This window comes from Pseudomonas sp. HD6422 (assembly GCF_025377065.1).
Taxonomy (GTDB): domain Bacteria; phylum Pseudomonadota; class Gammaproteobacteria; order Pseudomonadales; family Pseudomonadaceae; genus Aquipseudomonas; species Aquipseudomonas putida_U.
This window is the reverse complement of the sequence record NZ_JAHWIW010000012.1, coordinates 118,841-142,082: the sequence shown is the minus strand read 5'-3', so window position 1 is coordinate 142,082 and position 23,242 is coordinate 118,841. Positions and strand designations below refer to the sequence as shown.

The following is a 23,242-nucleotide window of genomic DNA, read 5'->3' as shown; positions in this document are numbered from 1 at the left end:
TTATGGACATAGGAGGAGGATCATGGGCACCAGTTAAATCACTCCCTAGTACCGCCATAAGCGGAAGGATGAAGCATCATGGAACGTACCCTCAGTTCCGGTCTGGTTTTTGAAAGCAACGCCCAGCAATCCCAAACTTCGCTGCCGCTGCGCGCCCTCTCCACCCTGCTGCTCTGGCAGCGTCGCATGGCCAGCCGCCGTCAACTGGCTCGCCTGGACGCCCGCCTGCTGGCCGATGCCGGTATCAGCGAGTCGCAGCGTTACGAAGAGCTGAGCAAGCCGTTCTGGCGCTAAGCCTCGGTTCGCCGGCTCCGGCTGGCACCGCGAATTCCAAGCCCGTTGCGGGAAACCGCAGCGGGTTTTTTTATGCCTGAAGTAACGAGCTAGAGCCGCTAGAGCCCATACAAGTACAGTTTTAATGAGCTGACATTCGACCATAACAGTTAAGAAAGTGGCTTGCGCATCAACATCTGGAAATACCAGCCCGTGATACGCTTGGCTTAGCAGTCTGTTACAAACACGTTGTTCAAAAGTACCGTGACGAGCTGTGCGAGCGTCCGATAAGCAGATCGACCCTTTTCCAGGAGTCCATGACCATGACCCGTAAATACCTGATTGGCACAGCCTTCCTGCTCGGCCTCGCCGGCACTGCCAATGCCAGCAGCTTCGTCGTCACCACCGATGCCGTGGTACGTGCCGTTGCTGCTTCGACCGACGCCACCTCCGACCTGACTTCATCGTTCCGTGACGACAAGATCGTCCAGGCGGCACGTGACGACGCGGCCAGCTTCGTCGGTAGCCAGGGCGACATCCGTGGCGCCAAGCTGGAGAGCGCGTTCATGCACATCCGTTCGAGCATGCCATCCCTAGAGGCCAGCGACGCACAGTTGGCCCAGGCGATCCTGGCGCTCTGATCCGAAGCCCGACTACGCAAGCGCTGGCTTAAGTCAGCGCTTTCAGGCTAGCCTTCGTCACCCACGTTCTGTCTTAAGAAAGCCCATGCGTTATCTGTTGTCGTTGCTGCTCTGCGTCGTTGCCTCGGGCGCTGCCCATGCCATGGACACCACCACACAGGGCTTGGTCATCACAGGCTATGTCACCAGCCAAGTCACCACTGCTCCCTTCGACCGCAAGCTGGTCAGACAGGCGCGCGACGATGCTGCGGCGTTCGTTGCCAGCGACGGCGTGATCCGCGGCGCTCGCCTGGAAGCAGCGCTGCAGGCGCTGCGCCATGGCAGTACCCATCATTCGGTCGGCGACCTTGAACTGGCCGAAGCAATTCTCGTCCAATGATCTCATCTGACTCCTTGTTATGTTCCGGAGATGCTCCATGCGTAAACCGCTGATCGCCGCTACCCTCGGCATGCTGCTGCTGGCCGACCTGGCCCAGGCACAAACCCTGGTAGCCACCAGCAACATCATCGTGCGCGCCTTTGGCCGCTCGATCGACTTCACCTCTGACACCACCACTTCGATCCGCGACTCCAAGGTCGTCCGTGAGGCCCACGACGATGCTGCCAGCTTCGTCGCCAGCAACGGGGACATCCGTGGCGCGCAACTCGAGGCCGCCTTCACAACTCTGCGTGAGCGTGTACCAGAAGCACGTGACGCCAGCGACCAGGTATTGGCCGAAGCCATCCTCGCCCTGTGAAGCCCATGCGTGCCTGGTTGCTCGGCTGCGCCATGACGCTGCTGGGCACGCCCGCCCTGGCTGACCTGCAACTCGACCTGCAGACATCGGGTCTCGACGCGCAACAGGTGCAAGCCACACAGGCTTTGCTGGACGAGGCCCTGGGCAAACTTCCCCCCAGCTTCAAACAACGTCTGGACCGACGCATCCAGGTCAGCTGGGATGCCCACATGCCGGCCGATGCCTATGGTCAGGCATCATTGGTCTCGACCCTGGCGCTGAACCGTCGCCTGCTACCTGGCCTGACCGACGGCAGCGCGGCGCTGGAACGCACCGATCGCCCCCATGGCACGGTGCGCGAGGAACTGCTCGCCACGGTGCTCCACGAGCTTACGCACATCTATGACCGCGCCAGGCTCTGGCCCCAAGCCGAGCGTGCTCTGCTGGCTCGCTGCACGCGCCAGCAGGGCACCTTGGGCAAGGTTGGCCAGCGCGCAGAATGCCGCGGTCAGGCCGACCGACGCTTCACCTTGAGCGACGATCCACGTCTGCTCGACCTCGCCGGCTGGCCGCAATACGTCGGCCGACGTGGCGAGCGCGAGCAACGCAACGGCCAGTTTCTACGTAGCCCCGACAGCTACGAGCTGAGTAGCCCCAAGGAATTCGTGGCGGTCAACATGGAGTATTTCCTCCTTGACCCCAGTTATGGCTGCCGCCGTCCAGCGTTGAACCAGTACCTGCGCGATCATTTCGGTTGGGCCCCACAGCAGGACACCTGCGCCAAGGGCCTGCCGTTTCTCAATGCCGGCAGTGATTTTGCCCGTCAGCCATTCGGCGAAATCGACCCGGAGCGGGTCTACGAAGTGGACTACCTGCTGGCCGAAGCCAACCAGAACCTGGTCAGCCGCTGGGGCCACAGCATGTTGCGACTGGTGATCTGCAAACCCGGTCGCCCACGTGGCCCGGACTGCCGCCTGGATCTCGACCAGCACTTGGTGCTCTCCTATCGGGCGTTCGTCAACGATGTGCAGTTGTCGAGCTGGGACGGCTTGGTCGGCGCTTACCCATCCCGGCTGTTCGTCCTGCCGTTGGCGCAAGTGATCGATGAATACACCAAGACCGAGCTACGCAGCCTGGCCTCGGTGCCACTCAAGCTCACTCGCACCGAGCTGGAGAACCTGGTGCGTCAGGCCGTCGAGATGCACTGGAGTTACGACGGCAACTACTGGTTCCTGTCCAACAACTGCGCGGTGGAAGAGTTGAAACTACTGCGCAGCGGCACCGGCAATCCTCGCCTGAACGATCTCGACAGCATCATGCCCAATGGCCTGCTGGCGGTGCTCAAGGGTCGCGGACTGGCCGATACCAGCGTGCTTGAGGATCCTCGCGAGGCGCTGCGCCTGGGTTATCGCTTCGATTCCTACCGCGACCGTTACCAGGCCATGTTCGAGGTCTTGAAAAAGCAACTGCCGGTCAAGCAGGACAAGGTCGAGGACTGGCTGGGGCTGGACGCCGAGCAACGCCGCGGCTGGTTCGCCAAGGCCGATCTGCGCACCAGTGCTGCGCTACTGTTGCTGGAGCAGGCCGCCCTGCGCCAGCAACTGTTGCTGGCCCAGGACGAGGTCAAGAATCGTTATCTGAATGCTACGGCGCTGAAGGACGGTAGCATCGGCAAGGCCGACGAGACGCTCAGGCAGATGCTCGCCAACAGCGGTTTCCTCAGCCGCCCGGCAGAGCTTCTCGATGCCAAAGGCTACGGCTTGCCACAACCCGCTGAGCGCAAGCATCTGGAGCAGGTCAGCGCCGAGCGCCAGGCACAATTGCTGCGCTTGAGCACCGATCTGGACAAGGAGGTGAGGGCGCTGCTGAGCCCGGCACGGGCCAAGGAAATTGCCGCGGTCGAGACCAATGTGAAACAGATAGGCGATCACCTGCGGGTATTGCACAAGGCTGCCGGGGGCTTGCAGCTGCCTTAGGGTCAGCAGCGGCCCAACCGCCGGCAAGCCGGCTCCGACCTGGGGCCGAGGTGCATGCCTAGATCGATTCCTGCTCCTCTTTTGGCAGATCCTCGTCCAGATGTAACCAGGGCAAGCGACTGCCAGTCCAGATATGGCGCTTGGCCCGTACCCGTTCGGGGTGGTCCAGGGTGGCTACGGTCACGTCGATGCTCTGCGGACTGTGCTCGGTCACCAGTGCCACATGGGCACCGCAGTTGCCGCAGAAGTAGCGCTTGCAACTGGCCGGCGCCACGTAGCAGTTGGGATTGCCAGCCAACCAGGTAAAGCCGGCAAGGGGCAGGGTCAGCCAGGTCACCAGCAATCCGCCGCTTACCCGTCGACAGATCGAACAATGGCAGTGGGCGATGTCGTGCAGTTGGCCTTGCAACCGATATCGCAGCGCGCCGCAATGGCACCCGCCTTCGTTAACGTCGTCCATCACCTACCTCCGGTCCCCTCGCGATTGGCGAAAGCTGGTTGAAAGCTTGCCCCCCTAGGATAGCGCCACCACCGGCACCAGACCGGTCGCCAGGGCAACCGGAACTGCCGAGCCCGGCTCAATCAACAACAACAATGGTGATTCTGATGTCTTTCCACGCCCGCCGTTACCCGGTATTCCTCCGTGTGCTCCATGTGCAGCGCCTGATGCGCTGATCCTCCCGAACAGTCCTTTCTTTCGTCGCGCCACGCCTGGAGTACCGCCATGCTGACCTTCCTCGGCTTCGCCATGGTCATCACCTTCATGTACCTGATCATGACCAAGCGCCTGTCGGCCTTGATCGCCCTGATCCTGGTACCGATTCTGTTCGCCCTGTTCGGTGGTTTTTCCACCAAGATCGGCCCGATGATGCTCGAAGGCATCAGCAAACTTGCGCCCACCGGCGTGATGCTGATGTTCGCCATCCTCTATTTCGCCCTGATGATCGACTCCGGCCTGTTCGACCCGGCGGTGCGCAAGATCCTCAAGCTGGTCAAGGGCGACCCGCTGAAAGTCTCGGTCGGTACCGCGGTACTGGCCTTGGTGGTCTCGCTCGACGGTGACGGCGCCACCACCTACATGATCTGCTGCGCGGCCATGTTGCCGTTGTACAGCCGTCTGGGCATGAGTCCAAGGATCATGGCCGGCCTGATCATCCTGGCTGGCGGTGTGATGAACATGACCCCTTGGGGTGGCCCGACCGCCCGCGCCGCCAGTGCTCTGCACGTGGACCCTTCGGACATCTTCGTACCCATGATCCCGGCCATGGCCTTCGGTGTGGCGGGCATTCTGGCCATTGCCTATTTCTACGGCAAACGTGAACGCGCCCGGCTAGGTGAGTTGCACCTGCCGACCGACGACATCGACCACAGTGAAATCAGCGTGTCGCAATTCCCCGAAGCACGCCGGCCTAAGCTGCTCTGGTTCAACGGTGCGCTGACCGCGGCATTGATGGTGGCGCTGATCGCCGGCGTGCTGCCGCTGCCGGTGCTGTTCATGATCGCCTTCAGCATCGCCATGATCGTCAACTACCCTTGCCTGCAGCAGCAGAAAGACCGCATCGCCGCCCACGCCGGCAGTGTGCTGGCGGTCACCGGGCTGATCTTCGCCGCGGGTATCTTCACCGGCATCCTCTCCGGCACCGGCATGGTCGAGGCGATGTCCAAGAGCCTGCTGGCGGTAATTCCGGATGCCTTGGGCCCCTACCTGGCAGTTATCACCGCAGTGGTGAGCATGCCGTTCACCTTCTTCATGTCCAACGACGCCTTCTACTACGGCGTGCTGCCGGTACTCTCGGAGGCGGCTGCGCACTATGGCATCAGTCCGGTGGAAATGGCCCGTGCATCGATCGTCGGACAGCCGGTGCATTTACTCAGCCCGTTGGTACCCTCGACCTACCTGCTGGTGGCCCTGGCCGGCATCGAATTCGGCGATCATCAGCGCTTCACCCTCAAGTGGGCAGTGCTGGTGTGCATGTGCATAATGCTCGCCGCGCTACTGATGGGCATTTTCCCATTGTTCAGTAGTCTTTAATTAACACCCATCGCCCCACCGCGATGCGTCCAGGCTCAGGCGCGTCGCCTTCACTCGTTCGAAGGAATACACATGGAATGGCTGACCAGCCCGGAACTCTGGGTTGCCTTTTTTACCCTCACCGCCCTCGAGATCGTGCTGGGCATCGACAACATCATCATGATCTCGATCCTGGTCAGCCGCATGCCCAAGCACATGCAGCCACGCACGCGGATCTTCGGCCTGGCACTGGCCATGATCACGCGGATCATGCTGTTGCTGTCGATCACCTGGGTCATGCGGCTGACCAGCGATCTGTTCCACGTGTTCGGCGAGGGCATTTCCGGCCGTGACCTGATCCTGTTCTGCGGCGGCCTGTTCCTGCTGTGGAAAAGCTCCCAGGAGATCTACCACGGCCTGGAAGGTGAGGACGAGCAGGGTGATGCGCCGAAAGGCGCAGGTGGCAAGTTCCTCTACACCATCATCCAGATCGCCATCATCGACATCGTGTTCTCCCTGGACTCGGTGATCACCGCGGTGGGTATGGTTTCCCACGTGCCGGTGATGATCGCCGCGATCGTCGTCGCGGTGCTGGTGATGATGGCCTGTGCCGGTACCATCAGCGACTTCATCGACAAACATCCGTCGCTGAAGATGCTCGCGCTTTCGTTCCTGATCGTGGTCGGAACCGTGCTGATCGCCGAATCTTTCGACCTGCACGTACCCAAAGGCTACGTCTACTTCGCCATGGCCTTCTCGCTGGCCGTGGAAGCGATCAACATCCGCATGCGCACTGCCATGGCGCGCAAGAAGGGCGAGGAACACGAGCCTGTGAAACTGCGCAAGGACATGCCGGGTCAATAACTCAGGCTGACCGTGATCGAGGGCCCTGCGGGGCCCTTTTTCATGAGAAGCTGGAAACCGCCGTGCAAAACGGCTAAAGCTTCGAGTGAGCACTCTAAAAAGATCAACGCGCTCACGCTCCACTCATTGGTCCTTTGGACCATCGACAACAGGGGGCCATGTCATGCTGACCCTGCTCAACCTGCTCTCCGCGGTGGCCTTGCTGGTGTGGGGAACGCATATCGTCCGTACCGGCATCCTCAGGGTGTTCGGCTCCAACCTGCGCCGCGTGCTCAGCCAGAACATGGATCGCCGGCCACTGGCCTTCATCGCCGGCATCGTGGTCACCGCGTTGGTGCAAAGCAGCAACGCGACGGCCATGCTGGTCACTTCGTTCGTCGGCCAGGGGCTGATGGCCATGACCCCGGCCCTGGCGATCATGCTCGGCGCCGACGTGGGCACCGCGCTGATGGCGCGGGTGCTGACCTTCGATCTGTCCTGGCTGTCGCCGCTGCTGGTGTTCCTCGGCGTGATCTTTTTCCTGTCGCGCAAACAGACCCGCGCCGGACAGCTGGGACGGGTGGCTATCGGACTGGGCCTGATCATCCTGGCCCTGGAACTGATCGTCCAGGCCGCCACGCCCATCACCCACGCCCAAGGCGTGAAGGTGCTGTTCGCCTCCCTGACCGGCGACATCCTGCTCGACGCCTTGGTCGGCGCGCTGTTCGCCATGATCTCCTACTCCAGCCTGGCGGCGGTGCTGCTCACCGCCACCCTGGCCGGCGCCGAAGTGATCAGCCTGCCGGTGGCCATCGGCCTGGTGGTCGGCGCCAACATCGGCAGTGGCCTGCTGGCCTTCCTCACCACCAGCATGCAGAACGCGGCAGGCCGCCGCGTGGCGCTGGGCAGCCTGCTGTACAAGCTGATCGGCCTGGTGCTGATCATTCCCGGGCTGCACCCGCTGGTGAACTGGATGGACTCACTGAACTTCAGTCCCCAGGAACTGGTGATCGGCTTTCACCTGCTCTACAACACACTGCGCTGCCTGATCATGCTGCCCACCACCACGCCCATGGGCCGCCTGTGCAACTTCCTGTTGCCCGAGCGGGAAAACGGCAATGGCCAGGTGCGCCCCCGCCACCTGGATGCCTCGGCCTTGGCGACGCCAAGCCTGGCTCTCGCCAATGCCGCACGCGAGACCCTGCGCCTGGGCGATCTGGTCGACAGCCTGCTCGAATCCATGCTCGGCGCCCTGCGCGGCACCCAGACCGCCCTGCCACAGCAGGTGCGGGCCCTGGTCGAAGACGCCGAGGCACTGTACAGCGCGATCAAGCTTTATCTGGCACAGATGCCCCGCGATGACCTCAGCGACCAGGACAACCGCCGCTGGGCCGAGATCATCGAACTGGCGATCAATCTCAAGCTGGCCTGCGACCTGATCGAGCGCATGCTGCGCAAGGTGCAACAGCAGAAGACCAGCCAGCGCCGGGAGTTTTCCCAGGTCGGGCTGCAAGAGCTCACAGGCCTGCAGGAACAACTGTTGGCCAACCTGCGCCTGGGCCTTTCGGTGTTCCTCAGCGCCGACCCGCACAGCGCACAGCTGCTGCTGCGGGAGAAGCGCCGCTTTCGCGCTCAGGAACGGCGCCTGGCCCACGCCCATGTCAGCCGTTTACAGCGCAAGGTAGTGCAAAGTATCGAGACCAGTTCGCTACACTTGGAGCTGATCGCAGACATGAAGCGGTTGAACTCTTTGTTCTGCAGCAGTGCCTATGTGGTACTGGGCGGCTCGGACACAGGCGGACTCTTGCTCGAGAGCGCCCCTGAAGAAACTCGCCAGCCCTGATCTCGCCAATCCGGAGACTCCCGCTCGCCTATGCGTTGCCTGATGTTCCTTTGCCTGCTGATCTGCAGCCTGCCCTCGCTTGCCCTGGACCGCTCACGGGTCGAGGGCTATCTGCTGCCCAATGGGCTGCAGGTGATCCTCAAGTCTGGCTACGAACGTGACCACGTGGCGATTCGCCTGGTGGTCGGTGTCGGCCTGGATGACTTCGACTGCGAACAGAAAGAGCTGCCACACCTGCTCGAGCACCTGCTGTTCACCGGCATCGACGAGACCGGCGAGGGCGGCCTGGAAGAGCGCTTGCAAGCACTGGGCGGGGAATGGAACGCGTACACCAGTAGCGCCGATACCACCTTCGTCATCGAGGCACCGGCCCGGAACCAGCGCAAGGTGCTCGACCTGCTGCTGGCCGTGATCCGCGATACGCGCATCGATGCCAAGGCACTGGCCACCGCCAAACGCATCATCGAGCGCGAGGATGGCGGCCATTACGGTCATCTGCAGCGCTGGCTCGACCGCCAGGACATCGGCCATCCGGCCAGTGATCAGCTGGCCACGGAACTGGGCTTGAAGTGTCCGGAGCGCTCCAATGTCAACGACATGACGTTGGCACAGGTGCAGGCCCTGCGCGAGAAATGGTACGCCGCCAACAACATGACCCTGATCATCGTAGGTGGTCTCGACCGCTTACTGCCGGCCTATCTGGAACGAACCTACGGCGAGCTGCCGGCCAGCGAGCCTGAAGAGCGCCGTGCCCTGGAAAGCATCAGCCAGCAGGCAGAACAACGACGCGACCTGACCCGCGGCTGGTTGGGCGACAGCGCCAAGCTGCACTGGCTATTCATCGAGCCAGTGCTGGACAACGACCATCAACAGACCTTGGACCTGCTCTCAAGGTACCTGGAATGGGCCCTCTACGATCAGCTACGGCTGCGCAACGGTTTGTCCTATGGCCCCTCGGTACAGCGTGAGAGCTTCGGCGACAGCGGCATGCTCAGCCTCAACGCCGATCTCGAGCGCGATGATGTCGACCAGGCCATCGACGTGATGCAGCAGTTGTTCGACCACCTGCGCAAAGACGGCCTGGACCCGGACACCTTCGCCCGCATCAAGGACGCGGCCATCGCCAAGGAAAGCTGGAGCACCCAGGGCAACAGCGCGCTGGCCGACTATTACTGGGGGGCGCTGAACGACTACGACAACGGTCGCTTCACCGATCCGGCCCGCAAGCTGCGTCAGGTCAGCCTGGATCAAGCCAACGACGCGCTGAAGGAAATGCTCAAGGACCCTGGCTACCTGCGCATCGAAAAGCCGTTGTTGGGCTATGACGAGCTGTACGGGCTGTTGGCGCTGCTGCTTGGGCTCATTGTCGCGGCGGGTCTGCTACGCTGGCGTCGGCACACGCCGCAGCGGCCCAGTGGTGCTACTCGGGAGCGGTGAAACAGCGGTATCCTTTTGCCAGTACCGCCCTCTTCGCGGGCAAGCCCGCTCCTACAGAAACCTCACAGTATCGAATGATGTGGGGGTCGGTGTGGGGCTTGCCGGCAAAGAGGGCGGCACAGCCACCCCATGAACATGTTGTAGACCCAATGCCCCCAATACCCCGCTTCGTCAATCGCATCATCGAACTGCTCAAACGCTACCCCGGCGTCATCGCGCTCGGAGGCTTCCTCTCCGGCATCGGCAGTTTCATCCTGGTCGACCGTCAAGCCGGCCTGGCGAGCTGGGTCGCTGTGCTGATGCTGGTGAGCTGGGTCTGGCTGATGTTCGAGAACACCCTCACCGGCCTGTTCGCCCGCACCTTCAACCGCGAGATCCCGCAGCCACTGCTGCGCTACGCGACGCAGATGATCCACCAGGAAAGCCTGTTCTTCGTCTTGCCGTTCTTCTTCATCACCACCACCTGGAACAGCGGCCAGTTGGTTTTCACCGGCCTGCTTGGCGCGGCCGGGCTGATCTCGATCATCGACCCGCTGTACTACAAGTGGCTGGCCCCTAGGCGTTGGCTGTTCATGGCACTGCATACCCTGACGCTGTTCGCCGCCCTGCTCACCGCGCTGCCGATCATCCTCCACCTGACCACCGCGCAAAGCTTCAAGCTGGCCCTGATCGCCGCCATGGCCCTGTCGTTCCCGAGCCTGGCCAGCAGCTTCCCGATCAATAACTGGCGCCGCGGCGTGGCCCTGGTGCTGGTGACCCTGGCCGTCGGAGGCGGCGGCTGGCTATTGCGCTCCTGGGTGCCACCGGCCACCTTGTGGATGACCGAAGTGGCGGTCAGCACTGAAGTACTCAACCGCCAGCCAGGCGACTCGCTGAAAGAAGTCGCCGCCAGCCGCATCCGCAGCGGCGGTTTGTATGCCTACACCGCGATCAATGCGCCACGCGGCCTGAACGAACGTATCTATCACGTGTGGCAGAAGGATGGTAAGGAAGTCGACCGCATCGCTCTGGATATCCATGGCGGACGCAAGGAAGGTTACCGGGCCTGGACCCACAAACAGAATTTCCCGCCCAACCCGGTGGGCAAGTGGCAGGTGCGGGTCCTCACCGAGGATGGCCAGGTGATCGGCGTACTGCGCTTCAAGGTCGTCGATGACACGCCGGCAGGATGACCGGCAGGCGTTGCAAAGGCTGCTAGACAGCACATTTTCAACAAACCCCGGTAGCCCGGCTGGGCTATGATCAGCCTCTATCCTTCCGCGCCTAGTCAGCTGCATGGAGCCTATGACCACGCCAAGCGCAACACTGGACACCAGCCGACAGCCGGCCTGCCTACGCATCGCCGGTGACTGGACCCTGGCGCACTATGCCGACTTGCGTCGCGACAGCGAGCAACTGCGCAGCCAGTGCGCCGCCGATGCGGTGGCCGACCTCAGCCAACTGGGCCGTCTGGATACCGCCGGCGCCTCGCTATTGGCCGAGCTGCTGGGGGCCGAACGCCTGTCGCGCTGCACTGGCCAGCTCCCGGAAGCCAGCCGCGCCCTGCTCCAGACGGTGTATTGCTCGGTGCAGGATTACTGCGTTCCGACCAAGGCCCCGGAACGCAACGTGTTCATGGTGCTGCTCGAACGCATCGGCTGTGCGGTGGCCGTCCTGTGGGACGATACCCGACAGTTGCTAGGTTTCATCGGCCTGATTCTCGAAACCATCGTGCGGCGGCTGTTTCAACCCCATCGCTGGCGCGTCACACCAGTGGTTGCGCACCTGGAACAGACGGGCCTGGACGCCGCGCCCATCGTCGCCTTGCTGACCTTCCTGGTCGGTGCGGTGGTGGCCTTTCTGGGCGCCACGGTACTGGCGGCATTCGGCGCAACCATCTTCACCGTCGACCTGGTGGCGTTTTCCTTCCTGCGCGAGTTCGGCGTACTGCTGACCGCCATCCTGCTCGCCGGACGCACGGCCAGCGCCTTCACCGCGCAGATCGGCTCGATGAAGGCCAACGAGGAAATCGACGCCATCCGCACCCTGGGCCTGAACCCGATCGAGCTGCTGGTGGTGCCAAGGGTGCTGGCCCTGTTGATCGCACTGCCGCTGCTGACCTTCGTCGCCATGGTTTGCGGCATCGTCGGCGGCGCGGTGGTCTGCGCCCTGTCGCTGGACATCACGCCGGCCATGTTCCTGTCACTGCTGCAAAGCGACATCGGCGTGCAGCACTTCTTGGTGGGTTTGGCAAAAGCGCCGTTCTTCGCCTTCCTGATCGGCGCCATCGGCTGCCTTGAAGGCTTCAAGGTCAGCGGCAGCGCCGAATCGGTCGGCGCCCATACCACCTCCAGCGTGGTCCAGTCGATCTTCGTGGTGATCGTGCTCGACGCCGTGGCAGCGCTGTTCTGCATGGAGATGGGCTGGTGAGCGACCGCGAAGCAGTGATCGAGGCTCGCGGCATCTGCAACCGCTTCGGCAGCCAGAGCGTGCACGAGCATCTTGACCTGGATCTTTACCGGGGCGAGATCCTGGCCGTGGTCGGCGGCTCGGGTAGCGGCAAGTCGGTGCTGCTGCGGAGCATCATTGGTCTGCGCCGACCCAATGAGGGCGTCATCAAGGTGTTCGGCGAGGACCTCACGCAACTGGGCGAACATCAGCGCTCGCTGGTAGAACGTCGCTTCGGCGTGCTGTTCCAGAAGGGCGCGCTGTTCTCTTCGCTGACCGTGACCGAGAACGTCGCATTGCCCCTGATCGAGCATGCCGGCCTGTCCCGCGCCGATGCCGAACACCTGGCCGGGGTCAAGCTGGCCCTGGCCGGACTACCGCTGTCGGCCGCCGACAAATACCCTGCATCGTTGTCCGGCGGCATGATCAAGCGCGCCGCGCTGGCCCGCGCCCTGGCGCTGGATCCGGACATCCTGTTCCTCGATGAACCCACCGCCGGCCTCGATCCAATCGGCGCGGCGGCCTTCGACCAACTGATCCTCACCCTGCGCGACGCCTTGGGGCTGAGCGTGTTCCTGATCACCCACGATCTGGACACGCTGTACACCATTACCGACCGAGTCGCGGTGTTGTCGCAGAAACGGGTGCTGGTCGCCGGTCCGCTGGCCGAGGTCGAACAGACCGACGATCCCTGGATCCACGAATACTTTCACGGCCCCCGCGGGCGTGCGGCCGCACGGGCCGCCAGCGGTACACGGCAGGAGCGCTGAACATGGAAACCCGAGCTCATCACGTCCTCATCGGCCTGGTCACCGTTCTGGTGATCGTTGGGGCCATGCTGTTCGGCCTGTGGCTGACCAAGTCCAGCGTCGACGACGCCTTCAAGGACTACGAAGTGGTGTTCAACGAAGCGGTCTCGGGTCTGTCCCGGGGCAGCCCTGTGCAATACAACGGCATCAAGGTCGGCGATGTCACCAGCCTGCGCCTGGACCCGAAAGACCCACGCCGAGTGCTGGCCCGGGTGCGCCTGAGCGGCGACACACCGGTCAAGGAGGATACCCAGGCCAAGTTGACCCTGGCGGGGGTGACCGGCAACTCGTTCATCCAGCTCAGCGGCGGCACGCCGCAAAGCCCCGAGCTGCGCGGAAAGGGCAACAAGCTACCGGTGATCGTCGCCTCGCCATCACCGATCTCGCGACTACTCAACGACAGCAGCGACCTGGTCACCAACATCAACCTGTTGTTGCACAATGCCAATCAGATGTTCTCGGAAAGCAACATCGAACGCTTGAGCAACACCCTGGCCAATCTCGAGCAGACCACCGGCGCCTTCGCCAGCCAGAAGGGCGGTATCAGCCAAGCCATCGAGCAGCTGTCGCAGGTGGGCAAGCAGGCCAACGCCACCCTGGCCGAGACCCAGGCGCTGATGCGCAACGCCAACAGCCTGCTCGACAGCTCCGGCAGGCAGGCCATCGGCAGTGCCGAACACGCCATGCAGTCGCTGGCGCAAAGCACCGAAACCATCAACAACCTGCTCAAGGACAATAGCCAGGCCATCGGCGACGGGGCCCAAGGGCTCAACCAACTGACCCCGGCGATTCGCGAACTGCGGGAAACCCTCAATTCACTGAAGGGGATCTCGCGACGCCTGGAAGCAGATCCGAGCGGCTATCTGCTGGGCCGTGACAACAACAAGGAGTTCCAGCCTTGAAAACTTCGCCGCGTCTGCTGGCCATGGCCGTGGCGTTGAGCCTGGCAACCGCCTGCTCGATCCTGCCACAGAGCGAGCCTGTGGATATCTATCGCCTACCGGTCAATCAAGCCACCCTGAATCGCACGCCGGTGGCCTGGTCGCTGCGTCTGAACAAGCCACTGGCCAGCGAGGCGTTGGCCGGCCCACGCATTGCAGTGGTGCCCCAGGGCGATGTGATCAGCAATTACAAAGGCGCACGCTGGAGCGATCCGGTGCCCCTGTTGCTGCGCAACCGTCTGCTCGATGGCTTCCAGCGCGACGGACGGGTCCAAAGGCTCAGCGCCGACGACAGCAACCTGCAGGCCGACTACGAGCTGGCGGGCGAGCTGCAGGCGTTCCAGAGCGAGTATCGCCCAGGCGGCGCGGTTGAAGTGGTGGTCCGCTACGACGCGCGCCTGGTCGAGGGGCGCAGCCAGCGCATCCTGGCCAGCCAGCGGTTCGAGGTGCATCAGCCGTTGGCTGGCATCCAGGTTCCAGCGGTGGTCACGGGCTTCGGTGCGGCCAGCGATGAGTTGGCCCGCCAGGTCGTGGAGTGGTCGATTGCCCAGGCCAGCCAGGCTCAGGCGAAGAACCAGTAGCAGACGCAGACGGCCGCGATCACGCCGCACAGCTCCGCGAACAGGGCGCAGCCGACAGCGTGGCGCACGCGTTGGATACCCACCGCGCCAAAGTAGACCGCCAATACGTAGAAGGTGGTCTCGGTGCTGCCTTGCACGGTCGCCGCCACCAGCGCCGGGAAGCTATCCACGCCGTGGGCCTGCATGGTCTCGATCAACATGGCCCGCGCGGCGCTGCCTGAGAACGGCTTGACCATTGCCGTCGGCAGGCCGTCGACGAAGCGGCTGTCCAGGCCCAGCCAGTCCACCCCGTGGCGGATGCCGTCCAGGGCCAGCTCCAGTGCCCCCGAAGCGCGCAGCACACCTACCGCCACCAACATCGCCACCAGATAGGGCAACAGGCTCTTGGCCACGTCGAAGCCTTCCTTGGCCCCCTCGATGAACGCTTCGTAGACCTTGACCCGCCTCAACGCACCGATGATCAGGAACAGCACGATCACACCGAACAGCGTGAGGTTACCGAGGATCGACGACAGGCTCGCCAGCGCTGCTGCCGAGAGTGTGCCAAGAAAGGCCATGAAGCCGCCCAGCAGCAATGCACCAGGCACCAGATAGGCGAGCACGACCGGGTCCCACAGACGCAGGCGCTGCATCACCGCCACCGACAGCAGGCCGACCAGGGTCGAGGCACTGGTCGCCAGGAGGATAGGCAAGAACACCAGCGTAGGGTCGGTCGCGCCTTGTTGAGCGCGGTACATGAAGATGGTGACGGGGAGGAGGGTCAGTGATGAGGCGTTGAGTACCAGGAACAGAATCTGTGCGTTGCTCGCCGTGGTGCTGCTCGGGTTGAGTTCCTGCAGGGCGCGCATGGCCTTGAGGCCGATCGGCGTGGCGGCGTTGTCCAGCCCCAGGCCGTTGGCAGCGAAGTTCATGGTGATCAGGCCCAGGGCAGGGTGGCCGGGCGGAACTTCGGGCATCAGGCGAGCGAACAGCGGCCCGAGCACCTTGGCCAGCCATTCGACGATTCCGGCCTTTTCGGCAATTTTAAGAAAGCCCAACCACAGCGTCAGGGTGCCGAACAGCAGGACCATCACCTCGACCGACAGCTTGGCCATGGCGAAGATGCTCTCGACCATGCTGGCGAAGATGCCGGCGTTGCCGCCAATCAGCCATTGGGCCAGAGCGGAGACCGCCGCCACCAGAAAAAAGCCGAGCCAAAGGCCGTTGAGCATCCTTGTGTACCCCCTGAGAAATGCCCGGAATCATAACGCATCAGTATGCAGGTCTGGAGGTTGAGGTGGCGCTCGATCGCACAGGCGCCACATGCCTTACGGCAGGCAAAAAAGAGCCCCGACAGGTCGGGGCTCTTCTTTCAATCACATTGCCTTCAGCGCTTGGCAGGCTCGCCCACCAACGCCGCTTCCTGCTTGTCTGCCATCAGCGAGGCATAGTAGCGCTCGCCCTTGGCAGCATCGTACATACCTTCCCAACGGGCGATCACCAGGGCGGCCAAGGCATTGCCGATCACGTTCAGCGCGGTACGCGCCATGTCCATGATGCGGTCGACACCAGCGATGAAGGCCAGGCCTTCCAGCGGGATGCCGACGCTGCCCAGGGTGGCCAGCAGCACCACGAACGACACGCCCGGCACACCTGCGATGCCCTTGGAAGTGACCATCAGCGTCAGCACCAGCAGCAGTTGCTGGCTCCAGGACAGGTCGATACCGTACAACTGAGCGATGAAGATCGCCGCGATGCTCTGATACAGGGTCGAGCCGTCGAGGTTGAACGAGTAGCCGGTCGGTACCACGAACGAGCAGATCGACTTCGGCGCACCGTATTTCTCCATCTTCTCGATCACCCGCGGCAGCACGGTCTCGGAGCTCGAAGTGGAATAGGCGAGGATCAGCTCGTCTTTCATGATGCGCATGATCTTGATCACCGAGAAGCCGAACAGGCGCGCCACCAGGCCCAGCACCATGAAGGCGAAGAAGGCGATGGCGAAGTACACCAGCAGCACCAGCTTGGCCAGCGGCAGCAGCGAGCTGAAGCCGAAGTTGGCGACCGTCACGGCAATCAACGCGAACACACCGATCGGGGCGTAGTTCATGATCATGTGGGTGACCTTGAACATGGTTTCCGAAACGCCCTGGAAGGTTCGCACCAGCGGCTCGCGCAGCTCGGCCTGCAGGCTCGACAGGCCCAGGCCGAACATCACCGAGAAGAAGATGATCGGCAGCATCTCGCCGCGCATCAGCGCCGCGAAGATGTTCGACGGAATCAGGTTGAGCAGGGTCTCGATGAACGCGTGCTCATGCTGCACCTCGGCTGCGGTGGCCTGGTACTTGGAGATGTCGACGGTACCCAGGGTGCTCATGTCGATGCCTGCGCCTGGGTGGAACAGGTTGGCCAAGACCAGGCCGACGACGATGGCAATGGTGGTCACCACCTCGAAGTAGAGGATGGTCTTCAGGCCGATGCTACCCAGTTTCTTCGCATCGCCCACGCCTGCGATACCCACGATCAACGAGGTAATCACGATCGGGACGACGATCATCTTGATCAGGCGAATGAAGATGTCGCCGGCGGGCTGCAGCACATTGCCGATCCACCAGGCCTTCTCTGCGCTGAAGTGGTTCAGGAGCGCGCCGACCGCAACACCCAGGACCAGACCGATGACGATCTGCCAGGCGAGGCTCAGTTTTGCCTTCTTCATGTCTTTACCCTTTGTTCTAGTGATCATGGGCACCGACCGGAAAGCACGTAACAGAGCCGTTGGCAACGTCACGAGCAGCACAGCTGCTTCCGTCCGGGACCCCATGTAAGGACACCGCAAGCGAGCGAACAGGCGCTCGGGCCAGCGAAAAAGGCGGCAACTATTGCGATGGCAAAGGATGAAATCTAATGCCGGAAACGCATACCCCATACCGGATAGACATAGGCTGACAGAATGTCGCAAGGGGTTCGTAAGTCATTGATTTATAACGTTCGGAAACCCGAACAAGACCAAAGCGCCATAATTAGGCCGATTTGGCAGCATGCGAATGAGCGTGAAAGGCGCTTGTTCGACAATCCGAACGGCTCTGTCGACGCCGAGTCGCATCAGACGCGACGGGAAAAAAAATGGATGGATGGTCGAGACAAAATGTGTCTCGAAGGGAAATTCACGGATGTGGATGAAGTGATGGCGCCTCGGAAGCCAGGTCGCGCTCAAGTGCCCCACTGGCACGACTCGACCTGAAGCTTCCGATTCTGCCCGCCTGACCCGGCCCAAACCTGGAGGTACTCCCTGTACCCCTAGGCCACTCCGATCTTGCAACAATCAGAACAGCCCGGCCCCCTGGTCATGTGTCGCCCCTCCTCGGGGCGGCGCAGCATAGAAGCGGAAACGATAGAAAGGTTCCGCTTCCATTACGTGACAAGGCACGACCGCTGGCCCTTACCCATTCAAAGGATCAGTACCACTTGGGATCGCGCTTGAGTTGCTCCTGCAACATCGCCTTCATGCCGTCGTCGGGGTCACCCAGCCAGCGGTATTGCGCATGACGGGTAGGCGACTTGTCGCTCGGCAGGCCTTCGGGCACTTCCACGAGCATCCCGTAGGCGTCGTCCTTGTCCCAGCTGAACGCTACGATCAGCCGTTTGTAGGTGCAATTGTCGGCAGCTTCGCACAATGGCCCGACCAGATACTTATCGCCATCCTCGGTCACCGCGGACATCTGCTGCTGAGCACTACCGGTCAGGTTGATCACCCAATCCGGCAGGCGTTCTTGATGCTTGATGGCGTCTTGCCAGGCTTCCCGGTATTCCGGGTCCGAGCCAAGCACCTGGTCAGCCCGCAACTGGCCATCATTGGCCGCCATCGCCGCTGCGCTGCCGCCCAACAGGGCGGCAGCCAGCAAGGCACGGAGCTTCATGCCCATCGTCAACCTCGACCACGTCCGAAGAAGAAGGACGCCACGAACAGGACCAGGAACACGATGAACAGGATCTTCGCGATTCCGGTAGCGGCGCCGGCGATACCACCGAAGCCCAGCACGGCAGCGACAATGGCGATGATGAGGAATGTGATAGCCCAGCTCAGCATGGTGGTTCTCCTACTTTTCCTTGATGAAATCGTTACGACCCAGCTCAGAACACCCAACGGTCCTGAGGAACTATGTTCTCTACGGTGGCTGGCGCGGATTTCTTCTGGCCATTGCCACTCACCTGAGCCAGCGGCTCCGCGGCTCGAACCAATGTAGTGGCGCGGGTCGTCTGAAGCTGCGACAGCAGGGCAGTCTGCGCCGCAACCTGGTCAGCCAGTCGAGCGGTCTGCCAGCTGTAATAGAACAGGCCAACGGCCACGCTCAGCAGGAGCGCCATGCCGATCACCAGAAAGTGGCGCAGAGGCAGCGTAGCGATCTGGGGACGGTCGATGGTTGAGCGGTTCATGCCGGCTTCTCCTGCGGTCGTTGTTGTACAAACCTGATCAGGTAGTTGCAGCCTGCATGCCAGCCTTGGTCAATAAATAATTTCCTTGTAAATCAACAAGTTAAGTCTTGCCGGCTTAGATGACCGGGACGTATCCTGCACGATGCCCCCCATAGCGTCGTGCGATTTGCACGATTCACCCCTCGACCTTCCTCGCCACCTTGAGCCGATCCGCATCTACGCCACGTACGCCAATGATCTGCCGTGCCACTTCCACCGCGATGGTCTTCTGCTCACTGCTGACCACTTCGCCCGATAGCCGCACCAGCCCTGCCTCACTGGCGACCTTGATGTTCAGGCCATCGAGATTGCGACTGAAACGCAGGCTGCTCTGGATCTTGTCCACCACCCAACTGTCGCTGGGTTGTGGCCCAGTGGGGGCATCGACCGGCTTGTCGCGGGCCTTGGCCATGGCAGCGCTGTCCAGGCTGACCAGGTTGTTGACCAGATAGACACCATCGGTAGTGCGCGACAGCACCCCGGCCAACTCCTTGGCCTCGGCGCTGTCCACCTTGCCGCGAAGCGTGACGACACCTTCACTGCTCTGCACCTCGATCGGTGCCTTCTCGGTCACGCGGCTCCACAGCAGTCGCGCGCGAATCACCGCAGCCAGGGTCGCGTCCTCCAGCCGCTGCGCATAGGCTCGCGCCTCCAACGGACGCTCGACCAACTGCGGATTGACCTTGAGCTGGTTGTCGACACGCTCGATACCGCGAGTGGCCAGGGCGACATGCTCGGCCAACTGGCGCTCGACCTCGTTCTCCACCTCTCCGGCCAGCCGCGCCTGCTCGCCCTCGACATCGACCTCGATGCGAAAGGGGTTGAGCATGCGGTTGAGCGACAAGGCCGTTTGCAGCGCACCCTCGAGACGGGCGTCCTGCACCGGATCGGCCAGGGCGATGAGAGGGAGGCAACTGATCAACAGGACAGCCGCTCGATTCGGAAAAGGCATGGCTACATCTCCTTTCGTGGGCAAAAAAGAAAAAAATTGTCGCAACCAATGTGCCAGCCGGTATCTCTAAGACAATCATCGGGAAACCGGGGCCGCGGGCGACCTTTTGGCCATTGGCTAGCATGCAAAGGGCATATTCCCTCAGAATGGACCATGCAACTTGCCCGATTTTTCCCACACTAATTAAAGATCTATCCCGAAGGAGCCCAGGAAATGGCAGCGACACAGGACAATCAAGGCCGCATTCTGCTGGTGGATGACGAGTCGGCGATCCTGCGTACGTTCCGCTATTGTCTGGAAGACGAGGGCTACAGCGTGGCGACGGCCAACGGCGCTGCCCAGGCTGAATCGTTGCTGCAACGCCAGGTGTTCGACCTGTGCTTCCTCGACCTGCGGTTGGGTGAGGACAACGGCCTGGATGTATTGGCGCAGATGCGCATCCAGGCCCCTTGGATGCGGGTGGTGATCGTCACCGCCCACTCAGCGATCGACACCGCTGTCGACGCCATCCAAGCCGGTGCCGCCGATTATCTGGTCAAACCGTGCAGCCCCGACCAGTTGCGCCTGGCTACGGCCAAGCAGCTGGAAGTGCGTCAGTTATCGGCGCGACTGGAGGCCCTCGAAGGCGAGGTCCGTAAACCCAAGGACGGCCTGGACTCCCACAGCCCGGCAATGATGGCCGTGCTGGAAACCGCGCGCCAGGTCGCGACCACCGACGCCAACATCCTCATTCTCGGCGAATCGGGTACCGGCAAGGGCGAGTTGGCGCGGGCCATTCATGGCTGGAGCAAACGCTCACGCAAGGCCTGCGTCACCATCAACTGCCCGTCGCTCAATGCCGAACTGATGGAGAGCGAACTGTTCGGCCATACCCGTGGAGCCTTCACCGGCGCCAGCGAAAGCACCCTGGGCCGGGTCAATCAGGCCGATGGCGGCACCCTGTTTCTCGACGAGATCGGCGACTTCCCGCTGACCTTGCAGCCCAAGCTGCTGCGCTTCATCCAGGACAAGGAATACGAGCGCGTCGGCGACCCGGTTACACGCCGGGCGGATGTGCGCATCCTCGCCGCGACCAACCTCAATCTGGAAGAGATGGTGCGTGAAAGCCGCTTCCGTGAGGACCTGCTGTACCGCCTCAACGTGATCACCCTGCATCTACCGCCGCTACGCGAGCGCAGCGAAGACATCCTGACCTTGGCCGACCGCTTCCTCGCTCGCTTCGTCAAGGAATACTCACGGCCAGCCCGCGGCTTCAGCGACGAGGCACGCAGCGCCCTGCTCAACTATCGGTGGCCGGGCAACATCCGTGAACTGCGTAACGTCATCGAGCGGGCCAGCATCATCTGTCCGCAGGAACGTGTGGAAATCAACCACTTGGGCATGGGCGAACAACCGGCTGGCAACGCACCGCGAGTAGGCGCGGCATTGAGCCTGGACGAGTTGGAGCGTGCACACATCGGCGCGGTGCTGGCCGCCAGCGACACCCTCGACCAAGCGGCCAGGACACTGGGTATCGATGCCTCGACCCTGTATCGCAAACGCAAGCAATATAACCTATGAAGTTGTCGATGAGGCTGCGCACGCGGCTGTTCCTCAGCATTTCGGCGCTGGTCACGGTTGCCTTGCTTGGCTTGCTGATCGGCCTGGTCAGCGTGCTGCAGATGGCCAGGGCCCAGCAGGAACTGGTGCGCAGCACCACCCATACCCTGGAAATCGGCCTGAAATTGCGCCAGAACCTGGGCGAGCAGTTGACCTTGATGCTCGACGAAGGCACGCCGTCCCAGGCCCTTAAAGTCCTTCAGGGCGACTTCGAAGTCTTGCTCGAGGAAGGCCGCAAGCAAGGGGACGAACGCAGCACCTTCGACAAGACCAGCAGTCATTATCAGGCGTTTCTGCAAGCCTATCGGGAAAGTCCGCAGCCGTCCCGCAGCATGGGCTCAGGGCAACCTCTGGGGGCTGCCTTCAAACAACTGCGCATGGACTTGGTAGAGGCGCATCGGCAGGCGCTGGAGCGAATCATCCAGAGCGAGGCGAGCACCCGTGACCGCGCCTTGCTGGTCAGCGGACTGATCGGCCTCATGGGACTGGCGGTGGTGGCGCTCGGTTTCATTACCGCACACAACATCGCGCGCCGCCTCGGCCAGCCGATCGAGGCCCTGGCCAAGGCCGCTGATCAGATCGGCCAAGGCAACTTCGACGTGACCCTGCCTGTGAGTCAGGCCGCCGAGCTCAACCAGTTGACCCGGCGCTTCGGACTCATGGCCGATGCGCTGCGCAAGCATCAGGCCACCAATGTCGACGAGCTACTCGCCGGCCAGCAACGCCTGCAGGCGGTACTCGACAGCATCGATGATGGGCTGCTGATCATCGACCGCCAGGGTCGTCTCGAACACCTCAACCCAGTGGCCCAGCGTCAACTCGGCTGGAGCGACAGCCGCGTGGGCAGTGCCCTGATCGACGCGCTGCAGCGCCCGGATCTTGAACAACAGCTGCGCCAGGTGCTGCGTGGCGGCACGCTGGATCGTCCGCCGGACGATCTGGCCATCGAAGTGGACGAAGAATCGCGCCTGCTGGCCTACAGCCTGACTCCGGTCAGTCACCCAGAAGGGCCGATCCTGGGCGCGGTGATGGTCTTGCACGACGTCACCGAACAGCGCGCATTCGAGCGGGTGCGCAGCGAGTTCGTCTTGCGTGCCTCCCATGAGCTGCGCACGCCGGTCACTGGCATGCATATGGCATTCGGCCTACTGCGCGAGCGGGTGAAGTTTCCTGCCGAGGCCCGGGAAAACGACCTGCTGGAAACCATTGGCGAAGAAATGCAGCGCTTGACCCAGTTGATCAACGATCTGCTGAACTTCTCCCGCTACCAGAGCGGCCTACAGAAACTGGAGCTGGCGCCTTGCGCCATCGACGAGTTGCTCGACCGCGCCCAGTCGCGCTTCGCCGCCCAGGCTGGCGATAAAGAAATCGAACTGGTCAAGGCGTTGGAGGGACCGTTGCCGCGAATCCAGGCCGACGTCGCCCAGCTCGACCGGGTGCTGGACAACCTGCTGCACAATGCCATCCGCCATACTGCACCTGGGGGCCATATCCGCCTGCATGCGCGTCGGCATGCCGAGCGAGTGATCATCAGCGTCGAGGATAATGGCGAGGGGATTGCCTACGGGCAGCAGGGACGGATCTTCGAACCCTTCGTCCAGGTCGGCCGCAAGAAAGGCGGCGCAGGCTTGGGCCTGGCGCTGTGCAAGGAGATCGTGCAACTGCATGGCGGACGTATGGGCGTGTTCTCCCGACCGGGGCAAGGCACTCAGTTCTACATGGCGCTGCCAGCCTGAACGCC

General features: G+C 62.5%; 23 protein-coding genes. 16 read left to right on the top strand and 7 right to left on the bottom strand.

Going from position 1 to position 23,242, the window contains the following annotated elements; genetic code table 11:
- Positions 1-78 precede the first annotated feature (78 nt).
- The 5 genes from KY379_RS11350 (at position 79) to KY379_RS11330 (ending at position 3,606) form a co-directional block, all read left to right on the top strand.
- Positions 79-294 (top strand): DUF1127 domain-containing protein, encoded by a 216-nt coding sequence (locus tag KY379_RS11350; protein ID WP_133325872.1) that lies wholly within the window; start codon positions 79-81, stop codon positions 292-294.
- A 302-nt stretch (positions 295-596) separates the two neighbouring features.
- Entirely contained in the window at positions 597-914 is a 318-nt protein-coding gene (locus tag KY379_RS11345; protein ID WP_196171482.1) for a DUF2388 domain-containing protein, read from the top strand.
- A gap of 85 nt (positions 915-999) precedes the next feature.
- Positions 1,000-1,293, top strand: coding sequence for a DUF2388 domain-containing protein (locus tag KY379_RS11340; RefSeq protein ID WP_133325868.1), 294 nt, complete (start codon positions 1,000-1,002; stop codon positions 1,291-1,293).
- Between the two features lie 37 nt (positions 1,294-1,330).
- On the top strand, positions 1,331-1,651 hold the full coding sequence (locus KY379_RS11335) for a DUF2388 domain-containing protein (RefSeq protein WP_133325866.1): 321 nt from the start codon (positions 1,331-1,333) through the stop codon (positions 1,649-1,651).
- Positions 1,648-3,606, top strand: a complete 1,959-nt coding sequence (locus KY379_RS11330) for a DUF4105 domain-containing protein (protein WP_261239930.1) — start codon at positions 1,648-1,650, stop codon at positions 3,604-3,606. Before KY379_RS11335 ends, KY379_RS11330 begins: the two co-directional genes overlap by 4 nt.
- A gap of 58 nt (positions 3,607-3,664) precedes the next feature.
- Here KY379_RS11330 and KY379_RS11325 read toward each other — a convergent pair whose 3' ends face one another.
- The gene (locus KY379_RS11325) at positions 3,665-4,066 is read right to left on the bottom strand and encodes a GFA family protein (RefSeq protein WP_261239929.1); all 402 of its coding nucleotides are present in this window, start codon (positions 4,064-4,066) and stop codon (positions 3,665-3,667) included.
- Between the two features lie 264 nt (positions 4,067-4,330).
- On the opposite strand from KY379_RS11325, the gene KY379_RS11320 reads away from it, so the two are divergent.
- From KY379_RS11320 to KY379_RS11280, 9 genes are all read left to right on the top strand, one after another.
- Entirely contained in the window at positions 4,331-5,638 is a 1,308-nt protein-coding gene (locus tag KY379_RS11320) for a CitMHS family transporter (RefSeq protein WP_133325860.1), read from the top strand.
- Positions 5,639-5,710: 72 nt separating this feature from the next.
- The gene (locus KY379_RS11315; protein WP_261239928.1) at positions 5,711-6,481 is read left to right on the top strand and encodes a TerC family protein; all 771 of its coding nucleotides are present in this window, start codon (positions 5,711-5,713) and stop codon (positions 6,479-6,481) included.
- 163 nt (positions 6,482-6,644) lie between these two features.
- Entirely contained in the window at positions 6,645-8,303 is a 1,659-nt protein-coding gene (locus KY379_RS11310; RefSeq protein ID WP_133325856.1) for a Na/Pi cotransporter family protein, read from the top strand.
- A 30-nt stretch (positions 8,304-8,333) separates the two neighbouring features.
- On the top strand, positions 8,334-9,740 hold the full coding sequence (locus KY379_RS11305) for a M16 family metallopeptidase (RefSeq protein ID WP_261239925.1): 1,407 nt from the start codon (positions 8,334-8,336) through the stop codon (positions 9,738-9,740).
- Between the two features lie 149 nt (positions 9,741-9,889).
- Positions 9,890-10,912: a DUF5924 family protein gene (locus KY379_RS11300; RefSeq protein ID WP_133325852.1), complete on the top strand. Its 1,023-nt coding sequence runs from the start codon at positions 9,890-9,892 to the stop codon at positions 10,910-10,912.
- A 103-nt stretch (positions 10,913-11,015) separates the two neighbouring features.
- The gene (locus tag KY379_RS11295) at positions 11,016-12,149 is read left to right on the top strand and encodes an ABC transporter permease (RefSeq protein ID WP_133325850.1); all 1,134 of its coding nucleotides are present in this window, start codon (positions 11,016-11,018) and stop codon (positions 12,147-12,149) included.
- Positions 12,146-12,937 (top strand): ABC transporter ATP-binding protein, encoded by a 792-nt coding sequence (locus KY379_RS11290; RefSeq protein WP_133325848.1) that lies wholly within the window; start codon positions 12,146-12,148, stop codon positions 12,935-12,937. Before KY379_RS11295 ends, KY379_RS11290 begins: the two co-directional genes overlap by 4 nt.
- A gap of 2 nt (positions 12,938-12,939) precedes the next feature.
- Positions 12,940-13,878 (top strand): MlaD family protein, encoded by a 939-nt coding sequence (locus KY379_RS11285; protein WP_133325846.1) that lies wholly within the window; start codon positions 12,940-12,942, stop codon positions 13,876-13,878.
- Positions 13,875-14,498 (top strand): ABC-type transport auxiliary lipoprotein family protein, encoded by a 624-nt coding sequence (locus KY379_RS11280; protein WP_133325844.1) that lies wholly within the window; start codon positions 13,875-13,877, stop codon positions 14,496-14,498. Before KY379_RS11285 ends, KY379_RS11280 begins: the two co-directional genes overlap by 4 nt.
- Here the strand turns inward: KY379_RS11280 and KY379_RS11275 are convergent.
- The 6 genes from KY379_RS11275 to KY379_RS11250 form a co-directional block, all read right to left on the bottom strand.
- Complete coding sequence (locus KY379_RS11275; protein ID WP_261239914.1) at positions 14,480-15,709, bottom strand: nucleoside recognition domain-containing protein; 1,230 nt, start codon at positions 15,707-15,709, stop codon at positions 14,480-14,482. The two genes, KY379_RS11280 and KY379_RS11275, sit on opposite strands and share 19 nt — an antisense overlap.
- A 155-nt stretch (positions 15,710-15,864) precedes the next feature.
- Positions 15,865-17,193 carry a glutamate/aspartate:proton symporter GltP gene (gene gltP / locus KY379_RS11270; protein ID WP_133325840.1) on the bottom strand — a complete coding sequence of 443 codons (1,329 nt, stop codon included), beginning with the start codon at positions 17,191-17,193 and terminating at the stop codon, positions 15,865-15,867.
- A 739-nt stretch (positions 17,194-17,932) separates the two neighbouring features.
- The gene (locus KY379_RS11265) at positions 17,933-18,400 is read right to left on the bottom strand and encodes an inhibitor of vertebrate lysozyme family protein (RefSeq protein ID WP_261239911.1); all 468 of its coding nucleotides are present in this window, start codon (positions 18,398-18,400) and stop codon (positions 17,933-17,935) included.
- A gap of 2 nt (positions 18,401-18,402) precedes the next feature.
- Positions 18,403-18,564: a DUF1328 domain-containing protein gene (locus KY379_RS11260; RefSeq protein WP_003252966.1), complete on the bottom strand. Its 162-nt coding sequence runs from the start codon at positions 18,562-18,564 to the stop codon at positions 18,403-18,405.
- A 44-nt stretch (positions 18,565-18,608) separates the two neighbouring features.
- Positions 18,609-18,911 (bottom strand): hypothetical protein, encoded by a 303-nt coding sequence (locus KY379_RS11255; protein WP_133325836.1) that lies wholly within the window; start codon positions 18,909-18,911, stop codon positions 18,609-18,611.
- A 175-nt stretch (positions 18,912-19,086) separates the two neighbouring features.
- Complete coding sequence (locus tag KY379_RS11250; RefSeq protein WP_261239910.1) at positions 19,087-19,902, bottom strand: BON domain-containing protein; 816 nt, start codon at positions 19,900-19,902, stop codon at positions 19,087-19,089.
- 213 nt (positions 19,903-20,115) lie between these two features.
- On the opposite strand from KY379_RS11250, the gene algB reads away from it, so the two are divergent.
- Together algB and KY379_RS11240 are read left to right on the top strand one after the other, a co-directional pair.
- Positions 20,116-21,462 (top strand): sigma-54-dependent response regulator transcription factor AlgB, encoded by a 1,347-nt coding sequence (gene algB / locus KY379_RS11245; protein ID WP_133325832.1) that lies wholly within the window; start codon positions 20,116-20,118, stop codon positions 21,460-21,462.
- Positions 21,463-21,470: 8 nt separating this feature from the next.
- A complete protein-coding gene (locus KY379_RS11240; protein WP_196171476.1) occupies positions 21,471-23,237 on the top strand; it encodes a KinB sensor domain-containing domain in 1,767 nt (588 codons plus the stop codon).
- Positions 23,238-23,242: the final 5 nt, after the last annotated feature.